Below are 24528 nucleotides of genomic sequence, written 5' to 3'. Positions count from 1 at the left end.
CCATGGAGGCATGGGTCAGCCGGAAAGCCGGGAGAACCGCGAGACAGAGCAGCCCGAGCTTCCGCCGGGACAGCGACTGCAACGCGGATGGCCGGTCACCCATTACGGGCCCGTTCCCAAGTTCAAGCCCGACCGCTGGGAGTTCCGGGTCTTCGGGGCCACCGCCGACGGTGACAAGCACTGCTGGAACCACCAGGAGTTCTCGGCGCTGCCGTTCTCCTCGGTCGTCGCCGATCTGCACTGCGTGACGAAGTTCAGCATGCTCGGCGCCGAATGGGGCGGAATCCCCGCCCGTACGGTCCTCGAACTGGCGCCGCCCGCACCCGACGCCACCCATGTGATGGTCTGGGCCGAATACGGCTTCTCATCGAATCTGCGCCTCGCCGACTTCGCCTCCGAGCGCACCCTCTTCGCCACCCACAAGGACGGCGAACTCCTCACCGCCGAGCACGGCTTCCCGCTCCGCCTCGTCGTCCCGCACCTCTATGCCTGGAAGGGCCCGAAATGGGTCCGGGGCATCGAGTACATGACGGCGGACCGGCGCGGATTCTGGGAGGAGCGGGGCTACCACAACATCGGCGACCCCTGGGGCGAGCAGCGCTACTCCTATCAGGAGGAGCCCGGGGACGGCCCCGAGCTCTGACGCGGCTTCCGCAGCTCCTTCAGCCGGGCCACGTCCGACGCGTGCCCCTCCTTGCCGCCCGGCGTCTCGATGATCAGCGGCACGCCTTCGGTCGCCGGATGCGCGAGCAGCTCCCGGAAGGGCTCCACCCCGATGTGACCGGCGCCGATGTTCTCGTGCCGGTCCTTGTGGGCGCCCACCACGTCCTTGGAGTCGTTGGCGTGGATCAGCTTGAGCCGGCCCTTCCCGACCGTGTCCACCAGCAGGTCGAGTGTCTGCCGCATCCCCGAGGGGCCGGCCAGATCGTGCCCGGCGGCGTAGATGTGGCACGTGTCCAGGCAGACGCCCAGCTTCGGGTGGGAGTCCAGCGCCTCGAAGTAGGGACCGAAGTCCCAGGTCCGCGAGCAGAGCGAGAAGCCCTGGCCGGCCGTCGACTCCAGCAGCAGATCCGGGGAGTCGTCGTGGGTCAGCTCGTCCAGCAGCGGGCGCATGTGCTCGCGCACCTGGGCCAGCGCCTCGGCGCGCGGCCGTCCGCCGGTCGCCGAACCGGTGTGCACCACCACGCCCAGCGCGCCGATCTCGCGGGCCCGCCGCAGTGAGTGGCGCAGGGACTCCACGGACCTCTCGACCGTCGCCCCGGTGTGCGAGCCGAAGTTGATCAGATACGGGGCGTGGACGTACGCCGGGATGGATTCAGCCGCGCACGCGGCCCGGAACAGCTCGTCCTGCGCCGGGTTCCCGGCGGGTGTGGCCCAGCCGCGCGGATTGGCCACGAAGACCTGCACGGTCTCCGCCGCCAGCTCCCGGGCGTACGCCAGCCCGACCTTGGCCAGACCGCCGGCCACCGGGACGTGTCCGCCCACCGGATTGCGCGGAGCGTGCATCTGGTTCTAGAACCCCTTGGTCTTGATCGTGATCGTGGACCCCTCGGGGGCCTGCTCGCCGCCGTCCACGGACTGGCTCGCGATCGTGTCGCTGAAGGAGAGGAACGGCCGGTCGACCTTCACGTCGAAGCCCGCCTCCTCCAGGGTGCTCCGCGCCTCCTCGACGTCCCGGCCCGTGACGTCCGGGACGTCCAGCATCCGGGGGCCCTTGGAGACGGTCAGCTCGATCGTGTCGCCCTTCGCGGCCTCGACGCCCTCGCCGGGGGACTGCTCGGCGACGGCGCCCTCGGCCTCGGCGGAGTGGATCCGGCCGGGCAGCACCTCGGCCTTCAGCCCCTCGGCCGCCAGTTCGGCGGTGGCCTCCTCGGCGGAGAGTCCGGTGACGTCCGGGACGTCGATCGGGGCGCCCTTGCTGACGACGAGCGCCACGGCCGTGTCCGGGTTGCGGTCGGTGCCCGCGCGGGGATCCGTGCGGATCACCTCGCCGCGGGCCACGTCCTCGCTGAACTCCCTGGTCACCATCCCGGGGACCAGGCCCACCTTCTTCAGGGAACGCCGGGCGTCCGCGAGGGAACGGCCCACCACATCGGGGACCCGCACGATCTCCGGACCCCGCGAGACGACGAGCTTCACCGAGCCGTTGCCCCGGATCCTGTCGCCCGAGGCGGGGTCGCTGCCCACGACCGAGCCCCGCTCGACGGTGTCGCTGAAGACCCGCTGCACGCCCTTGAGCCCGAGCCCCTCGTCGGAGAGCCGCTTCTCGGCGGTCTGCTGGGTCTGGCCCAGCAGCGAGGGGACCTGGGTGAACTGCCCGGAGTTGATGTACCAGACGCCCGTCCCGATGCCCAGCGTCAGCAGTACGGCGGTGACCACCATGATCAGCTTGCGGTGCGGCCCGCCGAACGGGCCGCGACGGCCGGTCCCGCGCCGGGGAGCGGCGGGTCCCGCGGGCGGCATCTCCAGCCGGCTGGTGCGGTGCACGCCGTCGCCGTCCGCCGGGAGGGCCCGCGGGATCACGCTCGTACGGTCGTCCGCGCCGTCGTGGGCATCGGACAGGGCCCCCGGCGGCACGGCGTCCAGCTCGGCGTCGGTCAGCGTGGCACGGGCCTCACGGGACTCGGCCAAGAGCAGCACCGCGTCGTGCGGGCGCACCTCGGGATTGCGGGCGGTCGCGCTCGCCACCAGGCTGTCCAGCGCGACCGGGAGCCCCGGTACGACGGCGGACGGGGCGGGGACGTCGGCGTTGAGGTGCCGGTAGATGACCTGGGCCGCGTTCTCGCCGGTGTGCGGCTTGGCGCCCGTCAGCATCTCGTAGAGCACGACCCCGCAGGCGTACACGTCGCTGCGGGTGTCGGCGCTGCCGTGCTCGATCTGCTCGGGGGCCAGGTACGACACGGTGCCCAGCAGGGAGCCGGTCGTGTCGGTGGCCGTGCCGACCGCCCTGACCAGGCCGAAGTCGGCGACCTTCACCCGGCCGTCGTCCCCGATCAGGACGTTCTCCGGCTTCATGTCGCGGTGCACGAACCCGGCCCGGTGCGCGGCGCCGAGCGCGGCGAGGACCGGCTCCAGGATGTCCAGCGCCGCCCGGGGCTGCAGGGCCCCGCGCTCGCGCAGCACGTCGCGCAGGGTGCAGCCCGCCACGTACTCCATCGCGAGATAGACGTACGCGCCCTCGGCGCCCTGGTCGAAGACCGCGACGACATTGGGGTGCGCCAGACGGGCCACCGACTTGGCCTCACGGATGAAGCGCTCGACGAACGAGACGTCGGTGGCGAGCGCCGGGTGCATCACCTTGAGGGCGAGCACCCGGTCCAGGCGGGTGTCCACGGCCCGGTAGACCGTGGCCATCCCGCCGACGGCGATGCGCGCCTCAATGCGATACCGGCCGTCGAGCAGCTGCCCGACGAGAGGGTCCTGGAGGGTCGTGTCCACCCCGAGAGTCTACGAGCCGCCGCCGACACCCCGGACGGGCCGGGGCACTCCCGGGGCCGTTCCCTTACCGACCTGTGACAGGCACACGCCCCAGGTGACGGGCGTGGGCCGGGTCCCGAACGCCTAAGGCTGTCCCGCGATTCCCGGCGGGCGATTGCGGGACAGCCCTTGGCGGCGCTCAGAACGCCGGGCGCTCCGGGTCGAGTGCCGCCCGCCCGTCCACCGGCGACGAGGCCTCGGCGAAGTGGCGGCGCGGGATGCGGCCCGCCCGGTACGCCAGGCGCCCGCCCTCCACCGCGTGACGCATCGCACCGGCCATCAGCTCCGGCTCCTGGGCCCGGGTCACCGCCGAGGCGAGCATCACGGCGGCGCACCCCAGCTCCATCGCCTGCGCCGCGTCCGAGGCGGTCCCGGCCCCCGCGTCGAGGATCACCGGCACCCCGGCCCGTTCGACGATCAGCTCGAAGTTGTGCGGGTTGCGGATGCCGAGCCCGGAACCGATGGGGGAGCCGAGCGGCATGATCGCCGCACACCCCACGTCCTCCAGCTTCCGGGCCAGGACCGGATCGTCGTTGGTGTAGGGCAGCACGGTGAACCCGTCGTCGACCAGGACCTCCGCCGCGTCCAGCAGCTCGATCGGATCGGGCAGGAGGGTCCGCTCGTCGGCGACCACCTCCAGCTTCACCCAGTCGGTGCCGAGCGCCTCCCTGGCCAGCCGGGCGGTCAGCACCGCCTCGCCCGCGGTGAAGCAGCCGGCTGTGTTCGGCAGGACCTGGATGGAGAGCCGCTCCAGCACCGAGAGCACCGACCCCCGCACGGTCGGGTCCAGCCGGCGCATCGCGACCGTGGTCAGCTCGGTGCCGGAGGCGATCAGCGAGCGCTCCAGCATCTCCAGGCTCGGGGCCCCGCCGGTGCCCATGATCAGCCGGGAGCCGTACGTGGCGGGCCCCAGGGCGAAGACGTCGTCCGACATGGTCAGCCTCCCTGTACGGCGGTCAGGACCTCGACGCGGTCGCCCTCGCCGAGTGTCGTCGCGGCCCACTGGCCGCGCGGCACGACGCTCTCGTTGACGGCGGCGGCGACTCCGGAGCGGGCCGGGGTCAGCGTGGCGACGAGGGCGTCCAGGTCCGTCCCGGCGGGAACGGCGCGGACTTCGCCGTTCACCGAGACGGAGACGGTGGCGGAGACGGACACGACGGACGCGGACACGGTGGCGGTGGATTCCGGTACGGCGGGCTGCTGGGTCATACGGGCTGCTCCTGGAGTACGGGGGCGGCGGCGGGCGCGAAACGGCCGGGGGCGAAGGGGCGGGCCGTCTCGGGCAGCTCGCCGGTGGTCAGGACGTCGGCCATCGCGTCCCCGGTGACGGGCGTCAGCAGGACGCCGTTGCGGTGGTGGCCGGTGGCCAGCAGCAGCCCGGGCAGGGCGGTCGGGCCGAGCAGCGGGGCGTTGTCGGGCGACGCGGGACGCAGACCGGCCCGGGTCTCGGTGAGCGGCAGCTCGGTGATGCCCGGCACCAGCTCGTGGGCGTCGCGCAGCAGCTCGTACACGCCACCGGCGGTGACCGTGGTGTCCCAGCCCATCTCCTCGCTGGTGGCGCCGACGACCAGCTCGCCGTTCTCGCGCGGCACGAGGTAGAGGTGGCCGCCCCGGACCACGGCGCGCACGGTGCGGCTGAGGAAGGGGGCGTACGCCCGGGGCACGGTGAGCCGGAGAACCTGGCCCTTGACCGGGCGCACCGGCGGTACGAGCTCCGGCGGGAGCCCGGCCAGCCTGCCGCTGAGACTGCCCGCGGCGAGTACGACCTGATCGGCCGCGAACTCCGTACCGTCGCCGAGCAGCGCCCCGGCGGCCCGGCCCCCGGCGACGGTGAGCCGCTCGGCGGTCGTCCGGCGGAACCCGACCCCGGCCCGCTCGCACGCGGCGAGCAGCGCCGCGGCGAGGCGGCGGGGATCCACCTGGTGGTCCCCGTCGACCCGGAGGCCGCCCCGGACGCCCGGGGCCAGCATCGGCTCCAGGCGGCGGCACTCACGGCCGGTCAGCCAGACCGACTCCAGGCCCGAACGCTCCTGGAGGGCGTGCAGTTCGCGCAGATGCGCCCGGTCGTCGGAGTCCATCGCGACGGCGAGCGTGCCGCAGGTCCGGAAGCCGGTGTCCCGGCCGCTCGCCTCCTCCAGCTCGGCGACGAACGAGGGATAGCGGGCGGCGGAGGCGAGGTTGAGCCCGAGCAGCATCTGCTCGCCGTAGTGCAGTTCGGTGACGGCGGCCAGCATGCCCGCCGCGACCTGGGCGGCGCCGCCGCCCGGTTCCGGGTCCGCGACCGTGACGCGCAGCCCCCGCTGGGCGGCCCGCCACGCCGTGACCAGGCCGATGATTCCGCCCCCGATGACGAGGACGTCGGATCCGGAGGTCTTCCCCGAGACGCGCATGAGTGTCCAGCCCCTCCCTTCGCCGGCATGACCCGGAGCAGGTTCGTACGGTCGGAGGCCGTCCAGCCTCCCTCTCAGCCCGGTGCGTCCGGGCTCCCGCGAGTGTTCTACCTTGGCCACCCTAAACCCAGCCGCCCCCGGCCAGTAGAGGAGCAGCCGCCATGGCCCGTTCGCTCGACGGACTCGTCCTGTCACCCGTCGCCGACCAGGCCCCGGGCCAGGTCGGCACCAGCACCCGCTTCACCTACCACGAGTCGGACGGCCGGATCTGGGCCGAGTACGCGGGCGGCGACGTGGTGCGCGGCCATCTCGTCGGCACCCGCGACGGGGACGCGCTGGACTTCCGCTACGTGCAGCTCAAGCAGGACGGAACGACCTCGTCCGGGCACTGCCTCTCCACGGTCGTCGACCTCGCCGACGGCCGGGTGCGGCTGGAGGAGCGGTGGGCCTGGGAGTCCCAGGAGGGCAGCGGCACGAGCGTGGTGGAGCAGCTTCCCTCCTGAGCTCCCCCCGAGGTGCTTTCCCGGTTTCCTCCCGGGCCGCTTTCCCGCACCCCCCTACCTGACGATGCGTCAGGTGATTAAGGTGGACGGGTGAGCGAGCAGACGGAACAGCGGGCGGCGCGGCAGGCACGGCACGTCGTGGTCGTCGGAGCGGGCATGGCGGGCGTGCAGAGCGCCGTGGCCCTGCGCGAGGCGGGCTTCACCGGACCCGTCACCCTGATCGGCGCCGAACCCCACCAGCCCTACGACCGCCCGCCGTTGTCCAAGGCCGTCCTGCTGGGCAAGGCCGAGGACTCCGCCTTCGACGTCGACTTCGAGGCACTCGACATCACCCTGCGCCTCGGCCTGGACGTCACCGCCCTGCGCGCCGCCGACCATGTGCTGGACACCGCCGACGGGCCGGTGTCCTACGACGTCCTGATCCTCGCGTCCGGCGCGGAGCCCATGACCCTGCCCGGCTCCGAGGGCGTGCCCGGCGTCCACCTCCTGCGCACCCTCGACGACGCCGCCCGGCTGCGGCCCGTCCTGGACCGGCAGCACGACGTGGTCGTCGTCGGGGCGGGCTGGATCGGCGCGGAGTTCGCCACCGCCGCCCGCGCCGCGGGCTGCACCGTCACCGTCGTCGAGGCCGCCGCCCGCCCGCTGGCGGGCACCCTGCCCGCCGAGGTGGCCGCCCCGATGGCCGCCTGGTACGCCGACAGCGGCGCCGAGCTCCTCACCGGCGCCCGGGTCGACCGCGTCGAGGAGGGGGCCGTCGTCCTCGCGGACGGCCGGGTCCTGCCCGCCGGGGCCGTCGTCGTCGGCATCGGCGCCCGCCCCGCCACCCGCTGGCTCGCCGGCTCCGGGGTCGCGCTCGGCCCGGACGGCTCGGTCACCGCCGACAGCGCGCTGCGCACCTCGCTGCCCGATGTGTACGCGGTCGGGGACTGCGCCTCCTTCCCCTCCACCCGCTACGGGGCACGCCTGCTGGTCCACCACTGGGACAACGCCCTCCAGGGCCCGCGCACCGCGGCCGCCGCGATCATGGCCGCCCAGGACGGGGAGCCGCTCCCCGTCTACGACCCCGTCCCGTACTTCTGGTCCGAGCAGTTCGGCCGCTTCGTGCAGTACGCCGGACACCACGCGGACGCCGACACCCTGGTGTGGCGCGGCGACGGGGCGGACGCCGCCTGGTCGGTGTGCTGGCTGCGCGACGGCGCGCTGGTGGCCGTGCTCGCCGTGGGCCGCCCGCGGGACCTCGCCCAGGGCCGCAGGCTCATCGAGTCGGGGGCCGTCCTCGACCCGGAGAAGGTGGCCGACCCCGCCGTGCCGCTGAAGTCCGCCGCCCTGTGAGAGGCCCGGGCTCCCTGTCGACGACCCCCGTACGGGCGGCCCGGCTACCGGCTGTCGGTCCTGGATGGCACGCTTGTCCCTGTGACCGAGATTGACGCAAAGACCGATGCTCTCGTCCCCGCCTGGCTCCACCTTCCCGACATCGCGGAAATGCTCGATGTCCAGGTGACGCGCGTACGGCAGCTGGTCAAGGAAGGCCAGCTCATCGCCGTACGCCGTGGTGAGAACCGGACGCTCCAGGTGCCCGCCGCCTTCATCGACGGCGACAAGGTGGTCAAGGGCCTCTCCGGCACCCTGACCCTCCTGAGGGACGACGGCTATTCCGACGAAGAGATGCTGGAGTGGCTCTTCACTCCCGACCCGACCCTGCCCGGCACCCCCGCGCAGGCCCTGAGCGAGAATCGCGGTACGGAGGTGAAGCGCCGCGCCCAGGCGCTCGCCGTCTGACCGACATGACAGGAAGCGGTGCACGGGCGGCCCGGCGCGGCCCGTGCACCGTCACGACCACGGGGGAGTCCACCCATGTCCACGCCTCGCGAGCAGCTGTCCGATGCCCGGCTCTACCTGTGCACGGACGCGCGCAAGCGCCAGGGTGACCTCCCCGCCTTTCTGGACGCCGTGCTCGCCTCCGGCGTCGACATCGTCCAGCTCCGGGACAAGGGCATGGAGGCCGCCGAGGAGCTGGAGCACCTCGCCGTGTTCGCCGACGCCTGCCGCAGGCACGGCAAGCTCCTCGCGGTGAACGACCGCGCCGACGTCGCCCACGCCGTCGGCGCCGACGTCCTCCACCTCGGCCAGGGCGACCTCCCGGTCCCCGCCGCCCGGGCGGTCATCGGCGCCGACCGGCTGATCGGCCGTTCCACGCACGCCGAGGCCGAGGTCGACGCGGCGCTCGCCCAGGACGGTGTGGACTACTTCTGCACCGGCCCCTGCTGGCCCACCCCCACCAAGCCCGGCCGCCACGCTCCCGGCCTCGACCTCGTGCGTTACGCCGCCTCCCTCGGCGGGTCGCGCCCCTGGTTCGCGATCGGCGGGATCGACGTGGGCAATCTGGACGAGGTGCTGGACGCCGGAGCCCGCCGTGTCGTCGTCGTCCGGGCCATCACGGAGGCCGACGATCCCGCCGCCGCCACCGCCGACCTGGCCCGACGCGTCAGGGCCCGCGCGCTCTGACGCGCCGCGCGCCGATGAGGGACATCCCGGGCAACCGTCCGAGGGATGGACAACAGTCCGGCAAAATGAGACAAAGTCGGCCGCTCTGGTTGGGGGAGCGTCCACCCCCTGGTTAACCTCCCTTTATGGCCCTTGGCACACCCTCCACCAGGACGGATCACGCGCGTACCGTGCGTGACCTGCTAGCGACCGGCAAGACGTCGTACTCCTTCGAGTTCTGGGCGCCCAAGACGGAAAAAGGCGAGCGGAACCTCTGGAACGCGCTCCGCCGCGTCGAGGCGGTCCGCCCGAGCTTCGTCTCCGTGACGTACGGCGCCGGTGGCTCCACCCGCGCCGGGACGGTCCGGGCCACCCAGCAGATCGCCGCCGACTCCACCCTCACCCCGGTCGCCCACCTCACCGCGGTGAACCACTCCGTCGCCGAGCTGCGCAACATGGTCGGCCAGTACGCCGACGCGGGCATCAGGAACATCCTCGCGGTCCGCGGCGACCCGCCGGGCGACCCGATGGGTGAGTGGGTCGAGCACCCGCAGGGGGTGCGCTACGCCGCCGACCTCGTCCGCCTCATCAAGGAGTCGGGCGACTTCTGCGTCGGTGTGGCGGCATTTCCCGAAATGCACCCCCGGTCGTCCGACTGGGAGACGGACATCGGCCATTTCGTGGACAAGTGCCGGGCCGGCGCGGATTACGCGATCACCCAGATGTTCTTCCGCCCGGAGGACTATCTCCGGATGCGTGACCGCGTGGTCGCCGCGGGTTGCGAAACGCCGGTGATCCCCGAGGTCATGCCCCTCACCAGCGTGAAGCAATTGGAAAAGTTCTCCCAGCTCAGCAACGCGACCGTGCCCGCGTCGTTGAAAGAGCGCATCCTCGCGGCCAAGGACGATCCAGCCGCTGTACGCTCCATTGGCATCGAGTTCGCAACGGAGTTCTGCGCGAAGCTGCTGTCCGAGGGTGTGCCCGGACTGCACTTCATCACGCTCAACAACTCGACGGCTACGCTCGAGATCTACGAAAAACTCGGACTGCACAAGCAGTCGTGACCGGTCGTACCCGCCGCCGAAGCGGCTACGGCCGAAGGAGGGGGCGGGCGTGGGCTGGACGGTCCTCTACATCGCTTTCGGTCTGGTGGCCCTGTGGCTGCTCGGCGAGGTGCTGTTGCAGTACAAGGCACGACTGCGCTGGCGGCTCCTCGCCTTCGGCGGCTTCCTCGGCGTGGTGGTCGGGGTGCTGCTCGCCTCCGTTCCGGTCATCGTCGTCGGGACGCTCGCCTTCGCCACCGGCCAGACCTTCGTGACGCTGTCCTTCCGGCGCGGCTTCTCCACCGGCTGGGCCATAGGCGGCAGCCCGGGCGAGAGCCGCCGCCGCAGGGGCGGCGGCGAGGGCGCCGCCGTGAAGGAACCCACGCTGGAGGTCTCGGACCTGGAGGTCGCCGGACCCGGGTTCGACCAGCCCCCGGCCGCCCCGCCCGCACAGTCCGTCTACGAACCGCAGCCCCTGCCCGACGACACCGGCCAGTACGGCGTGTACGGGAGCACGGGCCATGACGCGAACGGCGGCCCCCGCCAGGACCACGGCCACGAGGGCGACCCCTCGGCCCAGCCGCAGTACGCCGCGTACGACCCCTACACCGGCTACGAACAGCCCCCGGCCCAGGACCCCTACGCCGGGACGTACGACTACGGCACCGGCCCGCAGAGCTACGCCGCCTACTCCGACCCGTACATCGGCACCACCAACGGGGCCTCCTCCTACGGCGGTTACGACGACTACGGCCAGGGCGGCGGCGACGGCTACGACAGCCAGGGCGGACAGCAGCAGGGCTACCCCGACCCCTACGCCGAGGGCTACGTCGCGGACACCCCGCCCGGCGGCGTCTGGGTGCCGCAGCAGCGCGACGCCGAGCAGTACCCCCCGATGCCGCCGGAGCAGCCCGCGACACCCGCCCCCTACGGCAACGGGAACGGCAACGGCAACGGGAACGGCTACGACACCGGTCAGAACGAGCAGTACCGCTACTGAGGCCGCGCCGCTGCCGGGGGAGGGCCCCGTCGGCAGCGGCGCCCGCGACCGCTCCGCTCCTGCTTCCGCTCAGCGCGAGCCGCGGAAGTCGTCGCCCTCCACGACCAGCCCGGCCACCAGCGTCCCCGACATCCCGGCGTGCGCCAGTCCGCCGCCCGGGTGCGACCAGCCGCCCGCGAGATACAGCCCCGGCAGCCGCGTGAGGTTGCCCGGATGCAGATACGCGCCGCCGGCCCCGGCCAGCGCGGGCGGCGGCACGGCACCGCCCTCGGCACCCGTTTCGGCCTCGGTCTCCGCGGGCGTGCGGACCTCGGTGTGCAGGATCCGCTCCCGCAGCCCGGGAACGGCCGCGGCCGCCCGCTCCACCAGGACATCGGCGAACCGCCGCCGCACCCCGGCGTCGCGCCAGTCGACCGGCCCCTGCGGAGCCACGGTCGCGGTGAGCGTCACCGCCTCGTGCTCCGCGTCCGGGCGGGTCGCCGGATCGTCGGGGCGCAGCACCGACACCGTGGGGTGCCCGGCGACCCGCCCCCCGAACACCGCCTCCTGCTCCGCCGTCCCGTCGGCGCCGTGCACCACGGTCCGGTGCACCGCGTCCGCCTCCCGGGCCCCGCGCAGCGACAGCAGCACCGTGAACCGGCCCGCCGCACCCGCACCGGAGCCCGGCCGGACCGTCACATCGCCCGCGCCCCAGGCCCGTTGACCCGGCACCAGCCCCGGGCGCGGCCGGACGCCGAGCACCACACGGTCGGCCTCGGCCATCTCACCGTCCGCCAGCTCCACGCCCGCCGCCCGGCCGTCCTTCTCGACGACCCGGACCACCTCGGCCCCGAAGACGAACCGCACCCTGCGGGCCACGCACCGCTCGTACACCGCCCGCGCCAGCTCGCGCATCCCGCCCATCACGTACCAGCTGCCGAAGGTCTGCTCCATGTACGGCAGCAGCGCGGCGCTCGCGGGGGCGGTGCGCGGGTCGAGGCCGTGGGACAGCGCGTACGCGTCGAGCAGGGCGGCGAGCCGCGCGTCGGCCAGCTCCCACGCGCCGATCTCCGCGACCGTGCCCGCCTGCCGGGAGGCGCGCAGCAGACGGCGCTGCCGCACCGCCGGATACGGATCGCGCCCCAGCACCTCGTGGTCCGCCCGCAGGGGCTCCTCCAGGAGCGGCCGCCGCGACCGGTCCCAGGCGTCCCGGGCCCGGTCCATGAAGTCGCTCCAGCGCGCCCCGGCGCCCGTGCCGAGCGCGTCGTCCAGGGCGGTGGCCACTCCCGCCCGGGAGGCGTTGGGCAGGGACACGGCCGTGCCGTCCGCGAAGAGATGGCGGCTCGCCGGATCGACCTGCGTCAGCGTCACGGACTGCTCCAGCGACTCCTTGCCGGTCTTCACGAAGAGGTCCCGCTGGACGGCGGGGAGGTGCAGCAGTCCGGGCCCGGTGTCGAAGACGAAGCCCTCGTGCTCATGGCGGCCGACCGAGCCGCCGTAGCTCGCGGACCGCTCGTAGACCGTCACCGTCTCGCCCGCCACGGCGAGCCGGGCGGCCGCCGCCATCGCGCCCGTCCCGGCGCCGATCACCGCAATTCGTGCCATGCCGGTGACTTTATCGACCGGCGCGGACAGCTCAGCCGTCAGGCCAGGGACCACCCGTCCCGGTCAGGCGCTTCTCCTCGCGCAGCTGGGCCCGGCGGCGCAGGAAGCGGCGGATCCGCGAGGCCAGGAAGAGCACGGTGACGATGCCCAGCACCAGCAGCACGGCCGCGATCACGGCGGCCGCCACCGGGTTGAACAGGGCGAACGTGATGACTCCGGCGACCCCGAGGTCCTCGGCGATGCTCATCCCGATGTTGCTGAAGGGCTCCGGGGAGGTGTTGACGGCCATCCGCGTGCCGGCCTTCACCAGATGGCTCACCAGCGCCGTGGACCCGCCGATCGCACCGGCCGCCAGCTCCGGCAGCGAACCGCTCTCCCCGGCCAGCAGCGCGGCGATCACCGCCCCGGCCACCGGCCGGATCACGGTGTGCGCGGTGTCCCAGACCGAGTCGACGTAGGGGATCTTGTCCGCCACCGCCTCGCAGAGGAACAGCACACCGGCCACGATCAGGACGTCGGTGCGCTGCAGGGCGGCGGGCACCTCGTCGGAGACGCCGGTCGCGCCGAACAGGCCGAGCAGCAGGACCACCGCGTACGCGTTGATCCCGCTCGCCCAGCCGCTGGTGAAGACCAGGGGGATTACCGACACGCAGGCGATCGTAACGACCCCGCGAGGGACCCGGGTGGGGTTCGGCACTAAGCCCTGAGTATCCGTACTCAGGGACGGAGATGAGTAGCTACGCGGATAGGCCCCCACCTGCGGGGACGGCAGAGTGATGACCACGGAAGGGGCGCTGGGCCAGGACCGCCGGCACGGGGCGGCGGAACGGTGCGGCTCCCCCGACGGAACGGGGGTGCACGACGGGGGCCCGGGGACCACGGGGGACATACGGGGTCACGGGGAACGGGTTTCCGGAAGCACGGAAGACGCCGGTCCGGTGAGGTTCGCGGGGGATGCGAACGTCACCGGCCGGCGTCTTCGGCTTTCCCGCCACGCTTCCGGACCCGGACGTCCCCGGACCCGGAGCACCCGGCGGGTCTCAGTGCCCGCTGACCCGCCCGTGCAGCAGCAGGGACAGCGCCGAGTGGACCTCGTCGATCGAGCGCTCCGGCTGGAACGCCTGCCAGTCCAGCGCCGCCACCAGCACCATCCCGACCAGCGCGGCCGCCGTCAGCGGGATGTCGATCTCCTCGCTCAGCTCACCGCTGCCCACGGCCTCCCGCAGGACGTCCTCGACGACCGCGACGGCCTCCTGACGTACCACCAGCAGCGTGGACTGCCAGGCGCGGTTGGTGCGCCACAGCTCGGCCACGTACAGCTGGGTGAAGGCCGGGTAGCGGTCGATGAAGGCGAGCCCGGCCCGGATCATCGCGTCCAGCGCCTCGACCCGGGTGCCGCCGCGCTCCTCGGACTCCTCGGCCGCGGCCCGCAGCGAGGCCGTGAGCAGCCCCACGCCGTGCCGGAGCAACTCCTCGAACAGCTCGGTCTTGCTCTTGAAGTTGTAATAGACCGTGCCCTTGGCGACCCCGGCCCGCTCGGCGATCTCGTCGACGGTGGTCGCCGAGAAACCCTTCTCGGCGATGAGCGTCACCGCCGCCTCGTAGAGCTTCTGCCGGGTGGCCTGGCGGCGCGTGGTGCCACTGCTTTCCATGGGGCCGATTCTTCCAGGCCCCGCCGCGCTCACGGGCGCGCTCACAGGCTCAGCTCCGGGTGCAGCCTGCTCAGGCTCCACACCTGCTTGCGGCGGGCGGTGAACGCGGTCAGGGCCAGCGCGCCGACGGTGAAGGCCCCCAGCACCGCGCAGCCCAGCCACACCGGGCCGAGGGGCCCGCCCGTGATCAGCCTGCGCAGCCCCTCGACGACGTACGTCATGGGGAGGTACGGATGGATCGCGCCGAAGAAGCCGGGGCTGGTCTGGACGGGGTACGTGCCCCCGGCCGAGGTCAGCTGGAGCATCAGCACCACCAGCACCAGGATCCGCCCGGCCGCCCCGAAGCAGGCGTTCAGCCACTGCACGATCGCGGCGAAGCAGCAGGTCACCAGCGCCAGGAAGCCGATCGTTCCGGCGGCGTGGGTCAGCTGGAGGCCGAGGCCCCAGTGCAGGACGGCCATCAGTGCGCCGGCCTGGAGCGTGCCGATGGCGGCGACCGGCAGCCAGCCGGCGAGCGCGATCCGCCACGAGGAGGCCCCGGCGGCGAGCGCCCGCTTGTTGAGCGGCTGGATCAGCATGTACGCCACCATCGCGCCGACCCACAGGGACAGCGGGATGAAGTACGGGGCGAAGCCGGTGCCGTAGTTGGGGGCCTCGTGCAGCGCCCTGGAGGCCAGCTGGACGGGGTCGGCCATGACGTCGGTCCGCGCGTCGCGGTCCTTCTCGTCGTAGTCCGGGATCTTGTCGACGCCGTCGTTGAGGCCCTGGGCCAGCTCGGTCGAGCCGTCGCCGAGCCGGAAGAGCCCGCCGTCCAGATTCTCCGCGCCGGTCTTCAGCTTGCCGACACCGGTGTCCAGATCGCTGGAGCCGGTCTGCGCGCCGCCGAGTCCGGTGTGCAGCGCCTGGGCCCCCTTGGCGACCTTCCGGGCGCCGGTGTTCAGCTCATTGACCTTGGCCACGGCCGTCGCCAGGTCGTCGTCCAGCGTCGGCGCGCGCTTCGCGAGGTCGTCGGCCTGCTTCTGGAAGGCGGTCAGCTGGGTGCTCAGCCTCTTCAGGTCGCCGTTCTGGTTGGCGACCAGGGTGTTCACGTCGGCGGATATCTTCGCGACGTCGACGGCGGCGACCTTCGCGCGCTCCAGCGGGGGGCAGACCGCGGCGTCGGGCTCCTCGGCCTCCTCGCATTGGGTGCGGTGGATCTCGGTCAGTTCGTCGGCCGCCTCCCTGGCGCCGGCGGCGGCGGTGGGCGCGCTCTTCACCAGCACGTCGAGGTTGTGCCGTACGGCTCCGGAGGTGTCGGCGACCAGGCGGGCCGTGTCGCGGATGGACTTGCCGTTGTCCTGGAAGAAGGGGCGTACGTCATCGGCGATCCCGTTGACCTTGTCGGCCAGGACCTGGGTGCCGCCCGCGACCTGGGCCGAGCCCGTGGCGAGATCGCGCGATCCCTGGTTCAGCTTGACGATGCCGTCGGAGAGCTTCTTGCTGCCCGCCTTGGAGTCCTTGAGGCCGTCCGCGAGGTCCTTGGAACCCTGCTTGGCCTTCGAGATGCCGCCCTTGAGGTCGTCGGCGCCCTTGGCCGCCTCGGCGGTCTTGTCGTGCAGGTCGGAGAAGTTGATGAAGATGCGGTCGAGGAAGCCCCGGGAGGCGTTCGTGGAGGCGGCGTTGCGCACCTCTCCGAAGACCGTCCTGGAGATCTGCCCGACGATGTAGTTGTTCGCGTCGTTCGTCCGCACCTGGAGTGCGCCGGTCTCGGGGGAGTCCCCGCCACTGGACGCGATCTTCCTGCTGAAGTCCGACGGCATCGTCAGCGAGAGGTAGTACGTGCCCTCCTCGACGCCCTTCTCGGCCTCGGCGGAGCTGACCTCGTGCCAGTCGAACACCTTGGAGTCGAGCAGCTTCTCGCTGATCTCGTCCCCGGCGGCGACGCGCTTGCCGTCGTCGGTCGCCCCCTTGTCGTCGTTGACCAGGGCGACGGGCAGCCTGTCGAGCTTCCCGTACGGGTCCCAGAAGGAGTACAGGTACAGGGCGCCGTAGAGCAGGGGCAGGAGCAGCAGGGCCACCAGCGCGGCGGCCGGCAGCCTTCCCCGGCCGAACCGCTTCAACTCGAGCGCGGCGAGCTTCGGGCTACGCATCGGCCGTCTCCTCCTCGGTGGCGGACTCCTCGGTGACGGGCGCGGTACGCACGACCAGGGCGTCCTTCGGGGCCTCGCTGCACACGGCGAGGACGGTCGTCCCTGCGTCGGCCACGGAGCGCAGCAGCTCCCAGGCCCGGTCGCGTTCGGCGTCCCGGAGCTTGAGATCGGTGTCGTCGACGGCCAGCAGCCGCGGCTCGCCGATCAGCGCCAGCGCCACGGACAGCCGCAGCGCCTCAAGACGCTCCAGGTCCCGTACGGAGGTGCGCCCCGCCTTGGGCAGCGTGGCGAGGTCGAGGCCCGCGGCCTCAAGAGCCTTGTCGACCCGCGCCGCCGCCACGGCCCGGCGTTCGGCGCGCGGGCGCAGGAGGGCGCGCAGGGAGGCGCCGTAGCGGCCCTGGAGGAGGGCGCGTTCGTTCAGGTGCTCGGCGACCGTGAAGGCCGGGTCCAGCTCACTGACCCCCGGGACCGGACCCAGGGCGGCGATCCCGCGGACGGCTGCGGCCTGCCCGGGCAGTCGCGGACCGCCGGTCCGCGCATGACCCTCGGTGGTGCGCATCCGGCCCGTCAGGGCGAGCAGCAGGCAGGTGCGGCCCGATCCCGACGGTCCCTCGATGGCCACCAGCGACCCTGGTTCGGCACTGAACGTCACGTGCCGGAAGACCCAGCCACGTGGTCCCTCCAGTCCGAAGTCCTCGGCGGCGACAGCCGCGCCGTGCGGGCTCTCCACAGACCCTCCCCTTTTTACACTGACCAGTCAGTGCAAAAAGGTAGTGCGAACGCGCGCTTGAAGCAAAACGGCAGGTCAAAGGCGCATCGAGGTCGATTGTCAGTGGGGCCCGTCACCATGGACACAGACGGCCACGGAGCCGTCACACGACGACAGGAGGTTCGTCATGGCCAGCTCGTCCGCAGCCGCCGCCCCGCGGCGCCGCGCAGGCAGCCCTGCCCCCTCACTGACCGGTCCGGCCGCCGACGTCCACCCCGTGCTGCGCCGCAGCACGGCCCCGCCCGCCGCTCTCGAACTGCTCGCCAAGGCCCGCTCCGGCCTCGACGAGGCCGCCGTGCTCCACGAGCCGAACGAGCGGTACGCCACCGCGCACCTCGCCGCCCTGCGCACCGCGGCGGCCGTGCTGGCCGCCCGGGGCCGCCCCGAGACGAACAAGCGCCGCCGCGAACGTATCCGCAGTACCTGGGAGGTCCTCCCGGAGATAGCGCCGGAACTGACCGAATGGAGCGCGCTCTTTGCCGCGGGCGCCGTGCGCCGGGCCCGTGCGGAGGCCGGCATGCCGGGAGCCGCCGGCGCACGCGACGCCGACGACCTGCTGCGCGACGCGGCCATGTTCCTGCGCCTGGTGGAGCGGCTCCTGGCCCTCCAGCCGGTGCTCCCGCAACCACGACCGGAGCGGTCGGGCGGCGGGTGACGCCGGCCCGGCGCCGGACCGGTGCCCGCCGGGCGACGGCGCCGGGCCGACGCCGGGCCCCGGGACGGCGGTGCGAGGCAATAGGGTGGTGACCGCTCACCTCACCACCCGCACTGTTCACGCTCCGCCGTCCCCGGCGGCACGTTGCCGAGGAGTCATCTGCCGTGTCGGACCAGCCGCGCCCCCGCGCCTCTCTCCGTACCGCCGTGGTCTGGGAGGTCCTCAAGGACGCTCTGGACCGTCAGGTCAAGGCGACCGGCAGGGACGCCCTGGATGTTCTGGACACCGGCGGCGGCACCGGCAACTTCGCCGTGCCCGCGGCCCGGCTCGGCCACCGGGTCACCGTCGTCGACCCCAGCCCCAACGCGCTCTTCGCGCTGGAGCGCCGCGCGGCCGAGGCCGGGGTCGCCGACCGGGTCCGGGGCGTCCAGGGCGACATCCTCGGACTGTTCGACGTCGTGGAGCGCGACGGCTTCGACGCGGTGCTCTGCCACGGCGTCCTGGAGTACGTCGACGAGCCCGCCGCGGGCGTGCGCAACGCGGTCGAGGCGCTGCGGCCCTCCGGCGTGCTCAGCCTGCTGGCCGCCGGCCTGGGCGGAGCCGTCCTGGCCCGCGCGCTCGCCGGTCACTTCACGGAGGCCCGGCAGGCGCTCACCGACCCGGCCGGCCGCTGGGGCGAGGGCGACCCGGTGCCCCGCAGGTTCACCGCCGAGCAGCTCTCCGACCTGGTCTCCTCGGCCGGTCTGGAGATCGCCGCGGTGCACGGCGTGCGGGTCTTCGCCGACCTCGTGCCGGGCGTCCTGGTGGACACCGAACCCGGCGCCGTGGAGGCGCTCCTCAAGCTCGAAGCGGCCGTCGCCGAGCAGCCCGCGTTCCACTCCGTCGCCACCCAGCTCCACGTTCTGGGCGAGAAGCACCGCTGATCAGCAACGCAAGCGCGGACGGAGTGGGACTCAGGACCCCCGTACGGGGCGTACGCCCCGTATGATCGGGTGACACCATCCGGCATGACGGATCGGTCGTCGGGGAATCTACGCCTCAACAGCCGAGCCGACATAGCGGTCCGGACTGGCTGAGCGCTAGAGGGCGGGTTTCACGGGGGCGAATCCCTGCCTATCCTGGAAGGGCCGCATACCGGTCGCCCCCGCGGCCGACGACGAGGAGGATCCCGTGCCGCTCTCGGAGCACGAGCAGCGCATGCTCGAGCAGATGGAGCGAGCGCTGTACGCCGAAGATCCCAAGTTCGCGACAGCGCTCGAGGGAAGCGGACTGCGTACGTACACCCGGAAAAGGGTCTACCAGGCGGTCGCTGGCTTCCTGGTGGGTATCGCGCTCCTCATGGCCGGAATGGTCGCCCAGCAGATCTGGATCAGCGTGGTGGGGTTCCTCGTCATGCTCGGCTGCGCCGTGCTCGCGGTCACCGGATGGCGCAAGGCGCCCAAGCCCGGTGAACAACAGCCGGCCGCCGCGGGCGGCGGGGACAGCGGCGCAAGCCGCCGACCGAGACAACGCCGGTCGATGATGAACCGCATCGAGCAGCGGTGGCAGCGCCGCCGCGACGAACAGGGCCAGTAGACGCCTGGGCCCGGCTCTTCTCCGCAGGGCCGGGCGATGGCACGTGACACCGATGGGTGAGGGGTGGCCGCGTTTTCCGCGGCCGCCCCTCAGCCGTTGCCCCACGGCGACCACGGCTCGGCCGAAGCGTCGGCCGTAGCGCCGCACCACGACAGCGAGAAGCCTCCGGTCCCGCCCCTTCCCGGGGTCGGGGCCGGAGGCTCTGTCGTGCGTCGCCGCCCTGACCGCCTCAGCCGTGCTGGCGGGTGAGACGGCGCAGCCGGGCCGTCCAGCGCCCCGCTCCCGGGCGGTTCTCCCACCGCTCCGCGAGCGCCGTCCGGCGCTCCGTGAGGGCCCACACCACCCGGACGGACGATCGGGGAAGGAGCATCGCCCGCAGCCGGGTGCCGCGGCCGGCCGCGGCCCGCAGACCCGCCCGTACCGCCAGAGCGTCCTCGGCCAGTCCGGCCGCGGGACGCGGCTCGGGGGCGTACAGCACCTGCTCCACCGAGCCGGCGATCCGGTGCACCGCCTCGGCGGTGGTGGTGTCGAGGCGGCCCAGCCGCACGATCCTGGCCGCCGCCTTCCGGGGCGTCAGCGACTCGTCGGGCGCGATGCCGTGGTCCCAGGCCGTGTCGGTGATCTCCCGCCAGGCGGCCAGCGTCCGGGCGGCGGCGGCCTCGGGCGTCCGGCCTCCGGAGCCCAGCCGGCGATTCCGCGTCCGGATCCGCCACAGCAGCGGCGACAGCACCAGCGCCGCCACCACCAGGACCGCCGCGTGAACCGCCAGCAGCACCTTCCAGAGCGGGGTGCCCCGGTCGGTCGGCAGGGCCGCACCCGGCTCCTGCGAGGGACCGCACCCGCCTTCCTGGCGCAGCTGCGGCGGGCAGCTGTCCTCGGCGGAGGGCGCCGCGGACGGCTCGGCGGAGGTGCCCGCGGAGGGCTGGGCCGCGTCGCTCGCGCTGTCCGTGGGGACCTCGGGCCGGGTCCACGAGGGAGTGCTGCCCCGACTGGGGGTGGGCTCGAACCGGGTCCACCCGACCCCCTCGAAATACAGCTCGGGCCAGGCGTGCGCGTCGCGCAGCCCGACCGAGATCGCGCCGTCCGTCTTCATGGTGCCCGGGGTGAAGCCCACCGCCACCCGGGCCGGGATGCCCAGCGTCCGGGCCATCGCGGCCATCGAGAACGAGAAGTGGACGCAGAAGCCCTCCTTGTCGCGGAGGAACCGGGCGATGGCGGACGACCCCGTCCCGGAGGTGACCGTCGTGTCGTAGGTGAAGCCGCCGTCGGACGCGAACCAGTCCTGGAGCTTCACGGCCTGCTCGTAGGCGTTGGACGAGCCCTGGGTGACCTGCTCGGCGGTGTCGGCGACCACTTTCGGCAGGGAGCCGGGCACCTGGGTGTACTCGCGGACCAGCTCCTGGGGCGGCGGGCCCGCGGCCGCGAGCTGGTCCGCCGTGGGTTCGACGACCAGACTGCCGACCTCGTAACTCGCGCCGCGCGTGGTCTGCCCGTCGTCGCCGACCAGGGTGCGGCCCTCGGGCTCGTACCGCCAGCGGCCGCCGACGCGGACCTCGCTGGCCGGGTAGGGGAGCGGCAGATAGGTCTGCTGGTAGGAGCGCGAGGCGGAGATGTTCGTCCGGACCTCGGTGACGGAGACGTCCCTGCCGAGACCCGTGGGCTGCGGCAGGCGGTCGGGAACGTCCGTCAGCCGTCGGGTGGAGGAGCGCCACTCGCTGCCGTTGAACTCGTCCAGGGCCAGAATCCGGAGATAGAGGCTCTGCGGGTCCTCGATGTTGCTGCGGTACGTCATCACCTCCCGGTTGTCCGGCTGGTTGAGGTTGTTCTGGAGCGAGACCAGCGGATTCACCGCGGAGATCGTGCCGCCGCCGCTGCCCTTGCCGTTCCCCGGACCGTCGCCGCCCAGCAGGCCGCTGTCCAGGGCGGGCAGGGTCAGGGGGGCCACCAGGGCGATGCCGAGCGCCAGCACGCCGATCCGCCGCCCGGTCCGCACGGGGGAGGTGCCACCGCTCACCCCGGCCAGTCCGTCGGCCAGACCTCCCGAAGTCCGTGAGGCGCCGCCGAAGACGCGGCCCCACTGGGAGAGCCGGTCCCGGCCCTCCGCCAGCAGGAGCAGCAGATAGCCGGAGGCGGCCAGTAGGAACCACAGCCAGCTCGCCCCGCCGTCGGAGAGACCGGCCGCGACCGAATACAGGGCGAGGAGGGGCAGTCCGGCCGGGGCCGCGCTGCGGAAGGTCACCGCCAGGGCGTCGACCACGAGGCCGATCAGGACCACCCCGCCGACCACCATCAGCTTGATGCCGTCGGTCATCGGCGCCGGGATGGCGTACGTGCCGACGTCCTCCCCGCCCTCCACCAGCAGCTCACCGAGCCGCATGAGGGCCCCCGGCCCGGGCAGCACGCCGAACAGGGCGTGGTCCCGGACGAAGACCAGCGTCAGCAGCAGCAGGGTGACCAGTGTCTGGACGCCGACGGTCAGCGTCCTCGCCAGCGGAACCCGGCGCGCGAGGGCGCCCACCCCGCTCTGGACGCCGAGCAGCACCGCCGCCTGCGCCAGCCAGCCGACCCCCTCCACCAACGGGATCAGCGCCCCCGCCGCCAGCAGCGTCGCCGCGTAGGCGCACAGCGCCAGCCTGGCCCGCCCGCTCATGACCATCCCCCCGTGAAACCTGTCGCGCCGCCGCCCGTGGCCGACGGCGAATCCGTGCGCATCCCGCCCGCCAGCTGCCACAGCGCGGGCAGTTCGGCCCCCGGCTCCACCGGCACCGCGACCCAGCCCGACTCGCGCAGCCGCCGCAGCCGGTCCTCGGCCACCTGCGCCGTGTCCTCGTCGCCTGCCCAGGCGGAGCTGTCCAGGACGAAGGCGACCCCGGCCCCGGCCCGCTGGCGCATCCGGGCCGCGACCGCGGCCTGTTCCTCGTCCAGATCGCCGAAGAAGGCGATGAGCAGTCCCTCGTTGCCGCCGCGCAGCACGTCATGGGCGCGCGAGAGGCCCCCGCCGTCGGAATGGCCGACCACCGCGAGCGTGTCGAGCATCAGGCCCGCCGAGTCCGCCGACTCCTGGGTCGAGCCCGCGAAACCGCCCGATCCCTCGCCGGGCACCGCGTTCCCGTCGTCCGTGAGCAGCCGTACGGCGAAGCCGCGCTCCAGCATGTGCACGAGTGCGGAGGCCGCCCCCGAGACCGCCCACTCGAACGCCGAGTCGGGCCCGGCGCCCTGGTACCCGATCTCCCGGGTGTCCAGCAGGACCGTGCACCTGGCCCGCTGCGGCTGTTCCTCGCGGCGCACCATCAGCTCGCCGTGGCGGGCGGTGGAGCGCCAGTGGACCCGGCGCAGGTCGTCGCCGTGCCGGTAGCCGCGCGGAATGATGTCGTCCTCACCGGCCAGCGCGAGGGACCGCTGCCGGCCGTCGCCGTATCCGGAGGCCTCGCCCGCCAGTCGCAGCACGGGCAGCGGCACCGTGCGCGGAATGACGACGAGGGTGTCGTACGCGCTGAAGGAGCGCGTCAGCTCGCACATCCCGAACGGGTCGCTCAGCCGCAGCTGCAACGGGCCCAGCGGATAGCGGCCGCGCAGGTCGGAGCGGACCCGGTAGGACACCTCGCGCCGGCCGGCCGCCTCCACCCGGTCCAGGACGAAGCGGGGGCGTGGGCCGAGGACGTACGGAACACGGTCCTGGAGCATCAGCAGTCCGGTGGGCAGCCGGGAGACGTTCTCCATCCGCAGGTGCACCCGGGCCTCCGCGCCCGCGGGCACCCGCGACGGCGAGAGCCGCCGGGTGCCCGTCACCCGGTAGCGGGTGCGGTAGAGCACGGTCACGCAGACCAGGGGCAGCACGGCCAGCAGCAGCCCGACCCGCAGCAGATCGCCCTGGCCCAGGACGTAGGCGCAGACGGCGGCGGCGAGACCGGCGGCCAGGAACGAGCGTCCCCGGGTGGTCAGTCCGCCCAGGGCCGCCCGGAGGCCGCCCTTCCTGTCGCCGTCCTCCACGGCGCCGGGCTCGCCGGCCGCCATCACAGCCGCCGTGCCCCGGGCTGCTGCTGGTGGTACAGCGGGCGGCCCGGCTCCTGTCCGACCGGCGCGGGCGGCGCGGTGCCGCCGGCCGAGGTCGGTACGGGGGTGCGCTGGATGATCTCCAGGACCACCTGCTCGGCCGTGCGGCGGTTCAGCTGGGCCTGGGCGGTGGGCAGCAGCCGGTGCGCGAGGACCGGGGTCGCCAGCGCCTGCACGTCGTCCGGCAGGGCGTAGTCGCGCCCGCTGAGCGCGGCGGACGCCTTCGCGGCGCGCAGCAGGTGCAGCGTCGCGCGCGGGGAGGCGCCGAGTCTGAGGTCGGGGTGGCTCCGGGTGGCCCCGACGAGTTCCACGGCGTAGCGCCGCACGGCGTCGGCGACGTGCACCGTACGGACGGCGTCGATCAGCTTCACGATGTCGTGGGCGTGGGCGACCGGCTGGAGGTCGTCCAGCGGGGAGAGGCCCCCGTGCACGTCGAGCATCTGGAGCTCGGCCTCCGGGCTCGGGTAGCCGATGGAGACCCGGGCCATGAAGCGGTCGCGCTGGGCCTCGGGCAGCGGGTAGGTGCCCTCCATCTCCACCGGGTTCTGGGTGGCCACCACCATGAAGGGGTCGGGCAGCTCATAGGTGTGCCCGTCGATGGTGACCTGGCGCTCCTCCATCGACTCCAGCAGCGCGGACTGCGTCTTCGGCGAGGCGCGGTTGATCTCGTCGCCGATCACGATCTGGGCGAAGATCGCGCCCGGCTTGAACTCGAAGTCCCGCCGCTGCTGGTCGAAGATCGAGACACCGGTGATGTCCGAGGGCAGCAGGTCCGGTGTGAACTGGATCCGTCGCACCGAGCAGTCGATGGACCGCGCCAGCGCCTTGGCCAGCATGGTCTTGCCGACGCCGGGGACGTCCTCGATGAGGAGGTGCCCCTCGGCGAGGAGCACCGTCAGCGATAGCCGTACGACCTCGGGCTTGCCCTCGATCACACCCTCCACCGACCTGCGTACCCGCTCTGCTGTGGTGGTCAGATCCGTGAGGCTCGCTCGATCGTCATAGGTCGTCACCCGGCCCTCCTCGGCCCTTTTGCGCAGGGGCCGTCGCGCGTACCCGCGCGGCCCACCCCGAAAAATCGGACACTCCGCCGGAAGGCCCGGGGATGTCACACCCGCATTCTTGTTGCCGTTACCGCTTCGTGTCACTCGCCTGTGGATAAGTGGGTGTGAAAAGTCAGCGTCTGTCGTGATTTCGGCACCGCGAGACGCGGT

At 73.1% G+C, this 24528-nt stretch carries 23 protein-coding genes and 1 riboswitch; of the genes, 10 read left to right on the top strand and 13 right to left on the bottom strand.

Features of this window, described 5'->3' with window-relative positions; translation table 11 throughout:
* Positions 1–10 precede the first annotated feature (10 nt).
* Positions 11–643 carry a sulfite oxidase-like oxidoreductase gene (locus OG245_RS08905; protein ID WP_371622981.1) on the top strand — a complete coding sequence of 211 codons (633 nt, stop codon included), beginning with the start codon at positions 11–13 and terminating at the stop codon, positions 641–643.
* Here the strand turns inward: OG245_RS08905 and OG245_RS08900 are convergent.
* The 5 genes from OG245_RS08900 to thiO form a co-directional block, all read right to left on the bottom strand.
* Positions 610–1506, bottom strand: coding sequence for a deoxyribonuclease IV (locus OG245_RS08900; RefSeq protein ID WP_371622980.1), 897 nt, complete (start codon positions 1504–1506; stop codon positions 610–612). The two genes, OG245_RS08905 and OG245_RS08900, sit on opposite strands and share 34 nt — an antisense overlap.
* Before the next feature lie 6 nt (positions 1507–1512).
* Positions 1513–3438, bottom strand: a complete 1926-nt coding sequence (gene pknB, locus OG245_RS08895; RefSeq protein ID WP_371622979.1) for a Stk1 family PASTA domain-containing Ser/Thr kinase — start codon at positions 3436–3438, stop codon at positions 1513–1515.
* A 178-nt stretch (positions 3439–3616) separates the two neighbouring features.
* Positions 3617–4411: a thiazole synthase gene (locus OG245_RS08890; RefSeq protein WP_371622978.1), complete on the bottom strand. Its 795-nt coding sequence runs from the start codon at positions 4409–4411 to the stop codon at positions 3617–3619.
* 2 nt (positions 4412–4413) lie between these two features.
* Positions 4414–4686: a sulfur carrier protein ThiS gene (thiS, locus tag OG245_RS08885; protein ID WP_371622977.1), complete on the bottom strand. Its 273-nt coding sequence runs from the start codon at positions 4684–4686 to the stop codon at positions 4414–4416.
* Positions 4683–5867: a glycine oxidase ThiO gene (gene thiO, locus OG245_RS08880; protein WP_371622976.1), complete on the bottom strand. Its 1185-nt coding sequence runs from the start codon at positions 5865–5867 to the stop codon at positions 4683–4685. Before thiO ends, thiS begins: the two co-directional genes overlap by 4 nt.
* Positions 5865–5977, bottom strand: a riboswitch (TPP riboswitch). Its footprint overlaps the gene before it by 3 nt.
* A gap of 51 nt (positions 5978–6028) precedes the next feature.
* Here thiO and OG245_RS08875 point away from each other — a divergent pair.
* From OG245_RS08875 to OG245_RS08850, 6 genes are all read left to right on the top strand, one after another.
* Positions 6029–6370: a hypothetical protein gene (locus OG245_RS08875; protein ID WP_371622975.1), complete on the top strand. Its 342-nt coding sequence runs from the start codon at positions 6029–6031 to the stop codon at positions 6368–6370.
* 90 nt (positions 6371–6460) lie between these two features.
* Entirely contained in the window at positions 6461–7702 is a 1242-nt protein-coding gene (locus OG245_RS08870) for an NAD(P)/FAD-dependent oxidoreductase (RefSeq protein WP_371622974.1), read from the top strand.
* Positions 7703–7783: 81 nt separating this feature from the next.
* Positions 7784–8149 carry an Rv2175c family DNA-binding protein gene (locus OG245_RS08865; RefSeq protein WP_371622973.1) on the top strand — a complete coding sequence of 122 codons (366 nt, stop codon included), beginning with the start codon at positions 7784–7786 and terminating at the stop codon, positions 8147–8149.
* A gap of 75 nt (positions 8150–8224) precedes the next feature.
* On the top strand, positions 8225–8875 hold the full coding sequence (thiE, locus tag OG245_RS08860) for a thiamine phosphate synthase (RefSeq protein ID WP_371622972.1): 651 nt from the start codon (positions 8225–8227) through the stop codon (positions 8873–8875).
* Between the two features lie 125 nt (positions 8876–9000).
* A complete protein-coding gene (metF, locus tag OG245_RS08855; protein WP_371622971.1) occupies positions 9001–9918 on the top strand; it encodes a methylenetetrahydrofolate reductase [NAD(P)H] in 918 nt (305 codons plus the stop codon).
* A gap of 49 nt (positions 9919–9967) precedes the next feature.
* Positions 9968–10897: a hypothetical protein gene (locus OG245_RS08850; RefSeq protein ID WP_371622970.1), complete on the top strand. Its 930-nt coding sequence runs from the start codon at positions 9968–9970 to the stop codon at positions 10895–10897.
* Between the two features lie 69 nt (positions 10898–10966).
* On the opposite strand, the gene OG245_RS08845 is transcribed toward OG245_RS08850, so the two are convergent.
* The 5 genes from OG245_RS08845 to OG245_RS08825 form a co-directional block, all read right to left on the bottom strand.
* Positions 10967–12481, bottom strand: a complete 1515-nt coding sequence (locus OG245_RS08845; protein ID WP_371622969.1) for a phytoene desaturase family protein — start codon at positions 12479–12481, stop codon at positions 10967–10969.
* 31 nt (positions 12482–12512) lie between these two features.
* Positions 12513–13130, bottom strand: a complete 618-nt coding sequence (locus OG245_RS08840) for a DUF4126 domain-containing protein (RefSeq protein ID WP_371622968.1) — start codon at positions 13128–13130, stop codon at positions 12513–12515.
* 391 nt (positions 13131–13521) lie between these two features.
* A complete protein-coding gene (locus tag OG245_RS08835; RefSeq protein WP_371622967.1) occupies positions 13522–14133 on the bottom strand; it encodes a TetR/AcrR family transcriptional regulator in 612 nt (203 codons plus the stop codon).
* 41 nt (positions 14134–14174) lie between these two features.
* Positions 14175–16262: a YhgE/Pip family protein gene (locus tag OG245_RS08830; protein ID WP_371622966.1), complete on the bottom strand. Its 2088-nt coding sequence runs from the start codon at positions 16260–16262 to the stop codon at positions 14175–14177.
* On the bottom strand, positions 16255–16992 hold the full coding sequence (locus tag OG245_RS08825) for an ATP-binding cassette domain-containing protein (protein WP_371622965.1): 738 nt from the start codon (positions 16990–16992) through the stop codon (positions 16255–16257). Before OG245_RS08825 ends, OG245_RS08830 begins: the two co-directional genes overlap by 8 nt.
* Before the next feature lie 166 nt (positions 16993–17158).
* On the opposite strand from OG245_RS08825, the gene OG245_RS08820 reads away from it, so the two are divergent.
* The 3 genes from OG245_RS08820 (at position 17159) to OG245_RS08810 (ending at position 19261) form a co-directional block, all read left to right on the top strand.
* Entirely contained in the window at positions 17159–17686 is a 528-nt protein-coding gene (locus OG245_RS08820; RefSeq protein WP_371622964.1) for an SAV_6107 family HEPN domain-containing protein, read from the top strand.
* Between the two features lie 164 nt (positions 17687–17850).
* The gene (locus OG245_RS08815) at positions 17851–18609 is read left to right on the top strand and encodes a methyltransferase (protein ID WP_371622963.1); all 759 of its coding nucleotides are present in this window, start codon (positions 17851–17853) and stop codon (positions 18607–18609) included.
* 247 nt (positions 18610–18856) lie between these two features.
* Positions 18857–19261, top strand: a complete 405-nt coding sequence (locus OG245_RS08810; RefSeq protein WP_032791794.1) for a DUF3040 domain-containing protein — start codon at positions 18857–18859, stop codon at positions 19259–19261.
* 229 nt (positions 19262–19490) lie between these two features.
* Here the strand turns inward: OG245_RS08810 and OG245_RS08805 are convergent, their stop codons facing one another.
* From OG245_RS08805 to OG245_RS08795, 3 genes are read right to left on the bottom strand one after another with little or no spacing between them, the layout of a single operon-like run.
* Positions 19491–21911 (bottom strand): DUF3488 and DUF4129 domain-containing transglutaminase family protein, encoded by a 2421-nt coding sequence (locus OG245_RS08805; RefSeq protein WP_371622962.1) that lies wholly within the window; start codon positions 21909–21911, stop codon positions 19491–19493.
* On the bottom strand, positions 21908–23275 hold the full coding sequence (locus tag OG245_RS08800; RefSeq protein ID WP_371622961.1) for a DUF58 domain-containing protein: 1368 nt from the start codon (positions 23273–23275) through the stop codon (positions 21908–21910). The genes OG245_RS08805 and OG245_RS08800 overlap by 4 nt, the downstream gene beginning before the upstream one ends.
* Positions 23275–24327: an AAA family ATPase gene (locus tag OG245_RS08795; protein ID WP_371622960.1), complete on the bottom strand. Its 1053-nt coding sequence runs from the start codon at positions 24325–24327 to the stop codon at positions 23275–23277. Before OG245_RS08795 ends, OG245_RS08800 begins: the two co-directional genes overlap by 1 nt.
* Between the last annotated feature and the right edge of the window lie 201 nt (positions 24328–24528).

The sequence above is a fragment of the Streptomyces sp. NBC_01116 genome (assembly GCF_041435495.1).
Taxonomy (GTDB): Bacteria; Actinomycetota; Actinomycetes; order Streptomycetales; family Streptomycetaceae; genus Streptomyces.
This window is presented reverse-complemented; position numbering and strand designations above follow the sequence as displayed.